The organism is Neisseria perflava (assembly GCF_024170405.1).
GTDB lineage: Bacteria > Pseudomonadota > Gammaproteobacteria > Burkholderiales > Neisseriaceae > Neisseria > Neisseria perflava_B.
In genome coordinates, this window is the sequence record NZ_JALJYC010000027.1 from 22,769 (window position 1) to 34,638 (window position 11,870).

13 protein-coding genes are annotated in these 11,870 nt (G+C 52.9%); 7 read left to right on the top strand and 6 right to left on the bottom strand.

From position 1 onward, the window contains the following. Window positions 1-11: 11 nt before the first annotated feature. Window positions 12-986, bottom strand: a complete 975-nt coding sequence (ispB, locus tag J2T37_RS09780; protein WP_253355459.1) for an octaprenyl diphosphate synthase — start codon at window positions 984-986, stop codon at window positions 12-14. Window positions 987-1,190: 204 nt separating this feature from the next. Between ispB and rplU the strand changes: the two genes are divergently transcribed. From rplU to ubiM, 3 genes are all read left to right on the top strand, one after another. Next, entirely contained in the window at window positions 1,191-1,499 is a 309-nt protein-coding gene (gene rplU / locus J2T37_RS09785) for a 50S ribosomal protein L21 (protein ID WP_115225383.1), read from the top strand. Window positions 1,500-1,526: 27 nt separating this feature from the next. Continuing rightward, entirely contained in the window at window positions 1,527-1,796 is a 270-nt protein-coding gene (gene rpmA, locus J2T37_RS09790) for a 50S ribosomal protein L27 (protein ID WP_066080875.1), read from the top strand. Window positions 1,797-2,090: 294 nt separating this feature from the next. Next, window positions 2,091-3,275: a 5-demethoxyubiquinol-8 5-hydroxylase UbiM gene (gene ubiM / locus J2T37_RS09795; protein ID WP_253355461.1), complete on the top strand. Its 1,185-nt coding sequence runs from the start codon at window positions 2,091-2,093 to the stop codon at window positions 3,273-3,275. 147 nt (window positions 3,276-3,422) lie between these two features. Here ubiM and rpmG read toward each other — a convergent pair whose 3' ends face one another. The 3 genes from rpmG to J2T37_RS09810 form a co-directional block, all read right to left on the bottom strand. Then, a complete protein-coding gene (gene rpmG, locus J2T37_RS09800; RefSeq protein ID WP_003684373.1) occupies window positions 3,423-3,578 on the bottom strand; it encodes a 50S ribosomal protein L33 in 156 nt (51 codons plus the stop codon). 32 nt (window positions 3,579-3,610) lie between these two features. Further along, window positions 3,611-3,844 (bottom strand): 50S ribosomal protein L28, encoded by a 234-nt coding sequence (gene rpmB / locus J2T37_RS09805; RefSeq protein ID WP_002216391.1) that lies wholly within the window; start codon window positions 3,842-3,844, stop codon window positions 3,611-3,613. 265 nt (window positions 3,845-4,109) lie between these two features. Continuing rightward, window positions 4,110-5,378: a M23 family metallopeptidase gene (locus J2T37_RS09810; protein ID WP_253355475.1), complete on the bottom strand. Its 1,269-nt coding sequence runs from the start codon at window positions 5,376-5,378 to the stop codon at window positions 4,110-4,112. Between the two features lie 385 nt (window positions 5,379-5,763). Here J2T37_RS09810 and J2T37_RS09815 point away from each other — a divergent pair, with 385 nt between their 5' ends. Beyond that, complete coding sequence (locus J2T37_RS09815; RefSeq protein WP_253355463.1) at window positions 5,764-6,747, top strand: hypothetical protein; 984 nt, start codon at window positions 5,764-5,766, stop codon at window positions 6,745-6,747. Window positions 6,748-6,977: 230 nt separating this feature from the next. Here the strand turns inward: J2T37_RS09815 and J2T37_RS09820 are convergent, their stop codons facing one another. Together J2T37_RS09820 and J2T37_RS09825 are read right to left on the bottom strand one after the other, a co-directional pair. Then, window positions 6,978-7,667, bottom strand: coding sequence for an OmpA family protein (locus tag J2T37_RS09820; protein WP_253355465.1), 690 nt, complete (start codon window positions 7,665-7,667; stop codon window positions 6,978-6,980). Between the two features lie 226 nt (window positions 7,668-7,893). After that, the gene (locus J2T37_RS09825) at window positions 7,894-8,799 is read right to left on the bottom strand and encodes a YoaK family protein (RefSeq protein ID WP_253355467.1); all 906 of its coding nucleotides are present in this window, start codon (window positions 8,797-8,799) and stop codon (window positions 7,894-7,896) included. 228 nt (window positions 8,800-9,027) lie between these two features. On the opposite strand from J2T37_RS09825, the gene J2T37_RS09830 reads away from it, so the two are divergent. The 3 genes from J2T37_RS09830 (at window position 9,028) to ribF (ending at window position 11,752) form a co-directional block, all read left to right on the top strand. Continuing rightward, window positions 9,028-9,423 carry a hypothetical protein gene (locus J2T37_RS09830; RefSeq protein ID WP_253355477.1) on the top strand — a complete coding sequence of 132 codons (396 nt, stop codon included), beginning with the start codon at window positions 9,028-9,030 and terminating at the stop codon, window positions 9,421-9,423. Between the two features lie 101 nt (window positions 9,424-9,524). Next, window positions 9,525-10,442 carry a TraB/GumN family protein gene (locus J2T37_RS09835; RefSeq protein ID WP_253355469.1) on the top strand — a complete coding sequence of 306 codons (918 nt, stop codon included), beginning with the start codon at window positions 9,525-9,527 and terminating at the stop codon, window positions 10,440-10,442. Between the two features lie 377 nt (window positions 10,443-10,819). Continuing rightward, window positions 10,820-11,752, top strand: a complete 933-nt coding sequence (gene ribF, locus J2T37_RS09840) for a bifunctional riboflavin kinase/FAD synthetase (protein ID WP_253355471.1) — start codon at window positions 10,820-10,822, stop codon at window positions 11,750-11,752. The last annotated feature ends 118 nt before the right edge of the window (window positions 11,753-11,870 follow it).

Sequence of the window (11,870 nt, forward strand, 5' to 3'; positions counted from 1 at the left end):
CTGCACCCGCCTTAAGATACCCGCGCCAAAGATTCCTGCGCCAGCTGGCGCATGGCTTGGGTAATTTCGTTGTCCGGCAGCACATTCAAACACTCGATGGCTTTATCCACCGCTTTACGCGCTTCGCTGACGGAATACGGCAATGCGTCGGAACGGACAACATAATCATGGATTTTGTCAAAATAGCTGCGGTCGGCATTTTCCAAAGCATGGCGCACATCGTTGGCCGCCTGCTCGCTGCCATTGCGCATGAGGTAAATCAGCGGCAGGGTCGGCTTGCCTTCGGCCAAATCATCGCCGACATTCTTGCCGATTTCATCGGTATCGCCGGAATAATCCAACACGTCGTCAATGATTTGGAACGCCGTGCCGACATACATGCCGTAGTCTTTCAGCGCCTGCTCCTGCTCGGGCGTGGCACCGCCCAAAATGGCACCGACCTGCGCCGCCGCTTCAAACAGCTTGGCGGTTTTATATTGGATTACCTGCACATATTCCGCCTCGGTAATATCGGTATTGCCGATATTCATCAGCTGCATGACCTCGCCTTCGGCAATGATATTGGTGGCGTCCGCCATCACTTCCAAAATCTTCATGCTGCCCGAGCCGACCATTAATTGAAATGCGCGGGTATATAAAAAGTCGCCCACCAACACCGCCGCCGCATTGCCAAACAGATTGTTCGCCGTTTTACGGCCGCGACGCAAATCGCTTTCATCCACGACATCGTCGTGCAGCAGAGTGGAAGTGTGGATAAACTCCACCATCGCCGCCAGCGAATACAATTTATCGTCATCATAACCCACTACTTTACCGGCCAAAATCGTGATAATCGGGCGCAAACGCTTGCCGCCCGCGCTGATGATGTAGGTGCCGATTTGGGAGATCAGGGCGACATCCGATTGGACGGCCTGGTTAATCACCACATTGACTTTAGCCAAATCGTCGGGCAAATGGCGTTGGAAATAAGGCAGGTTTTCGAGCATGGCGGGATTCTTGAAAAAATGTGTGGTAAAAATATCCTCTACGGCAGGCGATTATAGCAGCAAAGGCCGTCTGCTTGCACCTTTCAGACGGCATTGCGCCGCGCAACGGAAATAATCTTTGACAAAACAGACAAATACCCATAGAATAGCCGATTCCGCACAATGGTGTGCGGTTGATTTAACCAAATTCTCATGGAGTTGAGTATGTACGCGGTCGTAAAAACCGGCGGTAAACAATACAAAGTTACCGTTGGCGAAAAATTGAAAGTAGAACAGATACCAGCCGAACTCGACAGCCAAATCGAACTGACTGAAGTTTTGATGATTGCTGACGGCGAATCTGTAAAAGTAGGCGCACCTTTTATCGAAGGCGCAAAAGTAACAGCTAAAGTGGTTGCTCATGGTCGTGGCGAAAAAGTCCGCATTTTCAAAATGCGCCGTCGCAAACACTACCAAAAACGCCAAGGCCACCGCCAAAATTTCACCCAAATTGAAATCGTGGCAATCGCCTAATTTTAAGCAAGTTTAGGAGTATTACAAATGGCAAGTAAAAAAGCAGGCGGTAGCACCCGCAACGGTCGCGATTCAGAAGCCAAACGCCTGGGCGTTAAAGCCTACGGCAACGAGCTGATTCCGGCAGGTTCCATCATCGTTCGTCAACGCGGCACCAAATTCCACGCCGGCGACAACGTAGGCATGGGCAAAGACCACACTCTGTTTGCTAAAGTAGACGGTTACGTAGAGTTCAAAACCAAAGGCGCTTTGAACCGCAAAACCGTCAGCATCCGCCCGTACACCGGCGAAGAATAAGTTTAGGCTTATCAAAAAGCTGCGTTTCTTAGGAAACGCAGCTTTTTCTTTATCCGATAAATCCCTATTTCTTTTTCTATCTTATTTTTCCCCAACCACGGTTGCCAGTAAGGGGTTTGACCTATATTAAGCCCAAAGTAAAAAGCCGTATCCCTTGCTAATCTTTGCATAATTCTATCAAGGATTTTGCTATAATCTATCAACCTTTTCAGACGGCCTCATCACACACAAAACACAGTACACTAGGCCGTCTGAATACCTCAATATCCACCGATTTTACCAAAGGACAATCCCATGAGTTTACACAGCGATATTCTCGTCGTCGGCGCAGGCCCCGCCGGTTTGAGCTTTGCCGCAGAATTGGCCGGCAGCGGTCTAACCGTTACCCTTATCGAACGCAGCCCGCTGGAAGTGTTGCAAAACCCGCCTTATGACGGCCGCGAAATCGCCCTGACTCATTTGTCCCGCGAAATCATGCAGCGTTTGGGCATGTGGGAAAAAATTCCGCAAAACGAAATCTACCCGCTGCGCGACGCCAAAGTATTAAACGGCCAATCCGATTACCAACTCCACTTTCCGCAACCCACCCAGGCGCGTGGCGAGCCGGCCGACTGTTTGGGCTATCTAATCTCCAATCACAACATCCGCAAGGCCGCATATGAAGTGGTCTCCAAATTAGAGAATGTGACTATTTTAGCCAACACATCCGTTAAAGAAGTCAAAACCGACGACAACGAAGCGCAAGTCATTTTGGAAAACGGTGATGTTCTGACCGGCCGCTTGCTTTTGGCTGCCGACAGCCGTTTCTCGCAAACCCGCCGCCAACTCGGTATTTCCTGCGATATGCACGATTACAGCCGCACCATGTTTGTCGGCCGCATGAAACACACCCTGTCCAACCAGCATACCGCCTACGAATGCTTCCACTACGGCCGCACCATTGCCCTGCTGCCACTAGAAGAATACCTCACCAATACGGTCATTACCGTCGATACCGACAAAGCCGAAAGCATTAAAGCCCTCAGCAATGAAGAATTGGCCGCTACCGTTAAAGCGCAACTGAAAGGCCGCTTGGGAGATATGGAAGTCGTCAGCACCTTCCACAACTACCCCTTGGTCGGCATGATTGCCCAACGCTTCTACGGCAAACGCAGCGCTCTTATCGGCGACGCTGCCGTCGGCATGCACCCCGTAACTGCCCACGGCTTCAATTTAGGCTTGGCCAGCGCAGATACCTTAGCCAAACTGGTTATCGAAGCCGAACAGCGCGGCCAAGACATCGGTGCCGCTTCGCTCTTAGAAAAATACAACAGCAAGCATATGCTGCACGCCCATCCGATTTACCACGGTACCAATATGCTGCTGAAACTGTTTACCAATGAAACCGCCCCGGCCAAACTGTTGCGCGGCCTGGTATTGCGCGCCAGCAACAACTTCCCGCCGTTGAAAAAACTGATTACTAAGCAGTTAACAGGTTAAGAAGTTGCGCTTACAGCAAAGGCCGTCTGAAATTTCACTTTCAGACGGCCTTTGTCTATCTCACACCGTTATTTCCTTAAAAATCGGCATAAAAATAAAAGCCCCTGTATCCACAGAGGCTTTTGCATTTTTTCAAAAAAATTCAAATTATTTCAATTTGGTTTCTTTGTAAATAACGTGTTTGCGGGCAACCGGATCGAATTTTTTGATTTCCAGTTTGCCGGGCATAGTACGTTTGTTTTTAGTGGTGGTGTAAAAGTGACCGGTACCGGCACTTGATTCCAATTTGATTTTATCGCGCATTGCAGTAATCCTTAATATAAGCGTTCGTTAAATTAAGCTTCGCCGCGAGCACGCAAATCAGCCAATACGACATCAATGCCTACTTTGTCAATGGTGCGCAATGCGGCGTTAGATACGCGCAGGCGAACCCAGCGGTTTTCACTTTCTACCCAGAAACGACGTGATTGCAAGTTAGGCAAAAAACGACGTTTGGTTTTGTTGTTGGCGTGTGATACATTGTTGCCAGACATCGGGCGCTTACCGGTCACTTTGCAAACTCGTGCCATGGTTAGTCTCCAAACTTCTAAAATAGTAAAACGCGATTTATACCATAAAATGCGGTGTCATTTCAAGTACATTTCTGAAAAAACGGCATTTTACGGCAACAAACCGCCTGAATGTTGTTTCCGCGAAACGCTTTTGACTGCGGAAAATCGAAACGTTAATTATAACGGATTTTTCATCCGCCCGCAGGTTTGCCGGGCAAATTCCGTTTCAGGCCGTCTGAAAAAGTAGTTGTTTTGCCTTTTCAGACGGCCTGAATGTTAAACATCAATCCAACTGCGCCACGGATACCGGCAAACCGCGCACGGCAGCCAGCGTTGCATTGGCGGCTTTCTGCTGCTGGCGGAAAGCGGTCATGTTGATGGTGGTCAGTTTCGGCGTCGGCAGCGCCACGGTGGTCGGGTTGACCGGCTGGCCGTTGACACGCGCTTCGTAGTGCAGGTGTGAGCCGGTGGAGCGGCCGGTAGAGCCGACATAGCCAATCACTTCGCCCGCCTGCACTTTACCCGAAGCGGTTGAGAATGCGCTCATATGGCCGTAAAGCGTTTCCACGCCGTTGGCATGGGTAATCATCACGGCATGGCCGTAGCCGCCTTTCCAGCCTTTAAAAGTAATCACGCCGTCGGCCGGGGCGCGAATCGGCGTACCGCTCGGAGCGGCGTAGTCGATACCGGTGTGCATGCGCACGGTATGCAACACGGGGTGCACGCGGTAGCCGAACGGGGAAGAAATGCGGGTATAAACCACCGGCTCGTAGTTAAAGCCTTCTTTTTGCTGCAAAGATTTGCCGTTTTGGTCGTAGTAGCTGCCGTTCTCTTCGTCGCCCTTGCCTGCGCTGTAATAGTAGGCCTGATAGATTTTGCCGCCCTTAACCACTTCGGCGGCGATAATGTCGCCCACCGCCATCGGCTGGCCTCGGAAATACATGCTGTTATACAGCAGGCGAATGGTGTCGCCCTCTTTCAAATCCTGCGTATCGAAGCTGTCGGCAAAAATTTCTTTCAGCTGGATATACACTTCCGACGGAATTTCGGCGCGCAACATATCGCCGATGGCGGAGCTGCGGATTTTGACGGAACGCAGCGTCGGCATGGTTTGCATGTCGATTTCGGAAGTGGAAGCCTGCCATTTGCCTTTGACTTTTTCCAGCGCCACCAAGTTGCGTTCCAGCTCTTCATCGGTAAAAAACTGCACGTCGGTCACTTCGCCAGAAGCGTCCACGCGGACATTGACCGATTGGTTGGTACGCAGGTTTTTCATGTCGCGCTCGGCGTTGTTTTTCGCCATAATCTGCTTGATGTCGGTCTGCGGCACGCCCATGCGGGTCAATACGTCCGACAGCGAATCGCCCTGCTGCACCACTTCCTGCACCCAATAGCTCGATTGGAAACCGCTGTTGTCGATGTGCACCGCCGGCAATTCTTCCGATACGCGCTCTACTTTGAAGCCTTGGTTGGTCGGCATGGGTTCGGTCACGGCATAAGCGGTCATCACGCCAGAGACGGGCAGCAGAATGCCCAACAACGACCAACGCATGGGCTTGTTGTTCCAAAAACGGTTGAGAAAAGAAGTTTGGCTCGGTTTATTCACTCAGTTATCCTTTTCAGACGGCATTGCCGGGCAACGCCGCGCACGCGCATAAAACGCGCTGTTATTACTAACTGTTTATCTTATCCGCCGCATTCAGACGGCCTATCGTCACAACCGATAAGATAAACAACCATTCATAATCTCTTATTATCTTAGATATTCCTTTGATTCACACCATTTTTTTAAGAAATTTACGCTCGGATTGATAAATATGACGGCATATTTTCCGCTTTCAAGCCGTCTGAAAAATGCTGGGGCATGCCAACTGCCAGCCCTTTTTATCCCTGCGTATTCTCGCGTAAAATAACCTTTTCCCCGAATTTTACCCCTAATGAAGCTAACCCTTGCCCTGCCCGCCCTGTTGCGCCGTCCGGACGAAACCCCGCCGCCGCTCAAGCTGCCTGCATTTAACCAAATCTTGCGCTACGGCCGTTTACAACGTCACGCGCAAAGGCCTTCTGAATTTTATGCGCGTTACCTGTGGCGCGGCAGTTTGCTGGCGCAAGCCAAGCGTGCGTTAAATCTGCCCGAACACCAGATTGCCGTGTTTGCCAGCCCGCTGTGGCAGCAGATGGGCATGAACCATGTCAGCATGATCGGCGGGGAGCACATCGGTATTCTGCCCGACGAAGCCGAGCGGCTGTGCGCCGATTTAAGCGCGTTTTACGCGCAAGACAGCTGGCGGTTTTATCCTTGGCGCCCTGATTTATGGCTGGCAACGCTGCCGTCCGAACCCGACTGGCAGGTCGCGCCCGTGTTGGATGTTTGCGGGCAAATCGGCAATCCCGAAGCGGCGGAAGGCGCGAACGCGCTTATATGGCTGGGCAAGCAGACGGAAATCCAAATGTGGCTGCACGGCCATCCGCTCAATGGCAAGCGCATCGCCTGCAAGCAACCCGCCGTCAACGGCTTATGGCTGTGGACAGATTTGGTCGGCAGCCAAACCGCCATTCTGACCGCCTCAGACAGCCCGTGGGCGCAATCTTCAGACGGCCTGAAAGCAGACGCGCCTTACGATTTTCAGGCCTGGCAAGAGATAGTGGCCGAACAGGGGCAAAAAGTTTCAGACGGCCTGATTTTTTTAGACGATTTAATCGCCACCGCGCAAACCGGCGATGTGTGGGCGTATCAGGAAATTTTAGAAAGCTGGGAAACGCGCTGGTTTGCACCGCTGTGGCAAGAAGTGTGCGCAGGCCGTCTGAAAGAATTGGTGATTGCGACTGATGGCGAAAACGGCGGCGAAGTGGTGGTCACGCCACAATCGAAATGGGCGTTTTGGCGCAAAGGGAAACCGTTTGACGGCATAGCGCTTTGAATTATAGTGTAATAAGTAAAAAACCAAACTGCGTAGGTTGGGATGAAATCCCAACGGAAGTTTAGGGAAATGTTGGGTTTACAACCTAACCTACACCTTATCGATGGTTTGTTTTTTTTAAGTAATTCAACTATAAAAAACAAAGGCCGTCTGAAATCCCAATCGGTTTTCAGACGGCCTTTGCCTTATCGCGTCTGCGGTTTAAACCGCAGACAGATTAATATCGGCGATTAGTATTGGCCTTGTTGCTGTTGCGCAGCGTCGATGGCGCGTTGATCCGGATTAATCAGGATTTCAACGCGGCGGTTTTGCTGACGGCCTTCGGCGGTGGCGTTAGACGCAATTGGTTGGCGCGAGCCGTAACCGGCGGTGGTCATGCGGCTGCCCGCCACACCGCGTGATTGCAGGTAAGAAGACACGGATTGGGCGCGTTGGCGCGACAGCGGCTCGTTGATGGAATCGTTACCGGTGTTGTCGGTATGGCCGTTGATGGTGATGGTGGTGTCCGAGTATTGAACCAGGGTTTCAGCGGCTTTAGCCAAAGCGTCTTGCGCGTTGGCGCTCAAAGCGGCGCTGCTGGTGGCGAAAGTCACGTTTTCAGGCATAATCAGCTTGATTTGGTTGCCTTCGCGTTGCACGTCGATGTTGGTATTGGCCAGGCTTTGGCGCAGTTTTTTCTCTTGGTAGTCCATGTAACCGCCGATACCCGCGCCGACAACGCCGCAAGCCAGCGCAGAGTTGCGTGCGCCACGGCTGTTGTGGGTCAGGGCACCGATAATGCCGCAGACGGCTGCGCCGCCCAAGCCGTAGGTAGCGGCTTTGCTGGCTTTTTGCTGGCCGGTAACGGGGTCGGTCACGCAGCCTGCCAGTGCCAAAGGTACAGCCAATACAGCAAAGGTCAGGGGTTTCAAGATATTCATGGATTTTCCTTTTTAAAATTTTTTCCAAACAGCAAAGACCGTCTGAAAGATAGGATAACAGGGCATTTTTGCCTTAAAACGGAATCATGATAGCGGACATTTCAAACGCTTAAAAGTTTGTTTAACCCGATATTACACAGTTGCGCAAAGGCTAACCCTTCTACCCTCAGCGATGACCGTTCATACCTGAAAAGCCCGCGTTTTTCAGACGGCCGTTTTACCTTCTTTACATATTTTTCTGACCGCGTTTGCGCTTTTCATAGGCTTTGAGCTGGCGCACCAGCATAAATTTCAAGCGCAGGCGCACATCGTAGCCAACCGAACCCGCCCCCAAGACAAACAACACCAGCGCCACCGGCAGGGCAAAATGGTGGCCGACGGTCTGATAACCCCAAGCGCCGATGAGTCCGCCGACCAGAAAGGCGCACATCAGCCCGCCCAGCAGCAGCATTTTCTGCTTGTTGACGCGCACATGCGGCAGGCGCGGGTGCTGCTGCTTGGCGTAATACAGGATTTTCGACAACTCAATGCCCAAATCCGTGGCCGAGCCGGTCATATGGGTCGAGCGGATGGCGCCGCCCGACAGCAGCGTAATCACGGTATTGTGCATGCCCATAATGAAACACAGTAAAAACAGCCCCAGCGAAGGCATGACCATGCCGCCGAAACCCACGTCCAATTTCAACGCTGTCACGCCAAACAAGCCGAATATCAGCAGATACAGCGCTTCCAGCCACATGGAAAAACCGAAACTGCCGCGAAAACGCTTCTGCTGCGTCCAAAAAATTACCCAGCTCGAATGCGACGCCCCGGCAATAAAACACAACACGCTGATAAACGCTACCGCCGCCATGCCCCAGTCGCGCAGATACAGCGTGTCGGCCAGTTGCGACATCGAGCCGGTTACATGCGAGGTGTAGCGGGCAAAGGCAAAGAAACCGCCCGCATTAATCGCCCCTGCCAAAAATGCCATGATGTACCCCAAACGGCGGAAACGCGCGTCCGAAATCTGCTGCTCGCGCAAATAGGGATGATCGGCCTGCCAAAACGGAGGCGTGTGCGAACGCTGCCGCCGCCGTTTGCCGCGCGGGATGATTTTGTGGGTTTTCGGGGGCAGGTTGGATTCGTTCATATAGAATATCGGGTTTGAGGATTTTGATTTTCAGACGGCCTCACGCCATACGGCAGGCATACCGTTATTATAAAACCGATACGCCATGCCGGTCATTTCAGGCCGTCTGAAAACGCGCATTCGCCCCCGCTGCTGTCGGCATTTTGTGACAAAACCATTTTTCCCTTGCAAAAGCAAACGCATATGGCGTACATTCAAATCCTGAATATTTCATTTGTGAGCCGCACGATGAACCGCCTACGTCTGACCCTGACCGCCACCGCCGCGCTACTGCTGGCCGCTTGTGCCACCACACCCGAACAAAAAGCCGCCCGCGCCGAAGCGCAAAAGCGCCATGAGCAGGAATTGCAGGTTGCACTGGCCGCCCAGTGCGACCAAGAAACCGCGAAGCTGATTCAGCAGCAGTTCGCCCTCTCCAACCAACAGCCCGCTACGCCTTTGAGCGCGGAACAGCAGGCGTTCCGCCTGAAATACATCGATAAAGTGTCTGCCCCGATGTTCCAAGCCTGCTACAAAATGGCGTGGCAAAACTATATCTCCCAGCAAAAACTGCGCCAAATCCAACGCTATTATGATTGGGACGACTACTACCCCTTCCGCCGCCATCCGTATTGGTGGTGGTAAACCCATCCGCCCTCAGGCCGTCTGAAAACCGTCTGTTGCCGACATCGTTTTCAGACGGCCTTTTACCTGTTCTGCTTTTTGACCACTGCCACGGAGTCCCTATGCGCCACCTGTTGCTGTTGATATTGACCTTATTCTCCGCCGCCTTTTCCTTTGCCCAAGATGACGCGCCCGAGGCCGATACCTTCCTGTGGAAAATCAACAAAAGCGGCCGCCCCGACTCCTACCTCTTGGGAACGGTGCATTTGGGTAAAACCAATACCGCCCTGCCCGCCGCCTACCGCCGCGTCCTCCGGCAAACCGCGCAACTGGTGGTCGAATCCGATGCCGACGCGCTCACGAATGCGCAAACCCGGCAGCTGATGTTATTGATGTACGACACCCGTCCGCTCACGCAGACTTTGGGCGAAACGCGCCTGCGCACCTTGCAGGGAGTATTGCAGCAAGGCGGCGACGCCATCACGCTCAATCCCGAGCTCAAGCTCAAACCATGGGCGCTGTGGCTGAACATCGAAAGCCAGTTTTACCCTAATGGCTATTCCTACCGCTTCGGCATAGACAACCTCCTGATTCAGACGGCCAAACAGCAAAAAAAACCTGTTATCGCCTTGGAAAGCGTCGAGCCGCTGTATTATTTCAACGCCCTGCCCGAAGCCGCCGTTTTGCGCGCGCTCGACAGCTTTGCGCAACACCATCAGGATTTTTTAAACGACAGCCAAACCCTGTTTGACGACTACCGCCACCAACGCGCGAAAAAAATATGGGCGGACATCAGCAACCCCGACAAACAGCTGCAATACCTGCCGCCGCAAGACCGCGCCTTGTGGCAGACGTTGATGTACCAAAAGCTGCTGACCGAACGCAACCAGCGCTGGCTGCCCCGCCTCATCGACATCCTGCCGCAACGCCCGACCCTGATTGCCGTCGGTGCGGCGCATTTGTTCGGCGGGCAAGGGCTTATCCGCCGCCTGCGGCAAGTCGGCTACCGCGTGGAGGCGGTAAAGGTTGCGCCGTTTTAGTCTGGCAAACTCTAGGGGCTGTTGATATTTCATCACGCGGCAATATTTGTGCGTAAAAACGTGCCTACCGCGTTAAAAATGCTCGCAAGGTGTCCAACCTTGCTGCGCTGGCTGGTTTTACTAGCGTAGCGTGTAAAAACGCCCTCTGTGAGTACTTGCCTTGCATCCGCGCTTTTCCACACCAAATCTTGCTTCGCGAATGAATTGTCAACAGACCCTAAGGCCGTCTGAAAAATTTTCAGACGGCCTCACGCCCCTTACCCAATCCGTTTAACGGCATTTCGCGGCAAAACACCGCGCCATTCCCGATTACGTATTTATCCCAATCACAAATGCGTTTACAATAGTCTGCAATTTTCACACACATACTTACTACCATGAACATCTGGCTCGGTCAGCACCACGCACCCCAATTTGCGCAGGGCGCCGCAGTAACCATCGGCAATTTCGACGGCGTGCACCTCGGTCACAAACACATCCTGCAACAGCTCAAGCGCAAAGCCGACGCGCTGAATCTGCCCGTGGTGGCGGTGGTGTTCGAGCCGCAGCCGAAGGAATTTTTCGCACGCAAACTCGCCAAACCGCTGCCCTACCGCATTACCCCGCTGCGCACCAAGCTGGATTTGCTGCGCCAAACCGATTGCGTGGATGCGGTGTGGGTGTTGCGCTTCAAGCAAGAATTTGCCGACATTCCGGCGCAGGAATTTATCGACAAGCTGTTGCGCCGCGATTTGAACACCAAATACCTGCTTATCGGCGACGATTTCCGCTTCGGCGCCGGACGCGAGGGCGATTTCGACATGTTGAGCCGCCAAAGCGATATGCAGACCGAGCGCACGCCGTCAGTGATTGTGGAAGACATCCGCACCAGCAGCACCGCCGTGCGCCAAGCCCTTTCAGACGGCCGTTTGGACTACGCGCGCAAACTCTCCGGCCACGACTATATCTTGAGCGGCAAGGTCAAACACGGCAAAAAATTAGGCCGCACCATCAATTCGCCCACCGCCAACGTGCAGCTTCCGCCCTACCATTACGCCCTCAACGGCGTATTTGTCGTGGAAGCCGAGGGCAGCTTCGGCACGCGGCGCGGCGCGGCTAGCTTCGGTTTCAACCCCACTGTCAGCAACAGCCGCCGTGCGCAAAAATTGGAAGTTCATTTGTTTGATTTTGAAGGCGATTTATACGGCCAACGCCTCAGCGTGCGCTTTTTGCACAAACTGCGCGACGAAGAAAAATTCGACAGTCTGGAAGCCCTGAAAGCGCAGATTATGCGCGATATGGACAATGCTCGGAATTGGCAGCCTGAATAAATGCGTAGGGTACATGCATACCGCACACACCCTTGTATATTGAAATCAATATATCATAGCAACCAAACAGGCTGCCTGCCTCAGAATGCACCCTTGGATCTCCATATCCGTTTCGTAG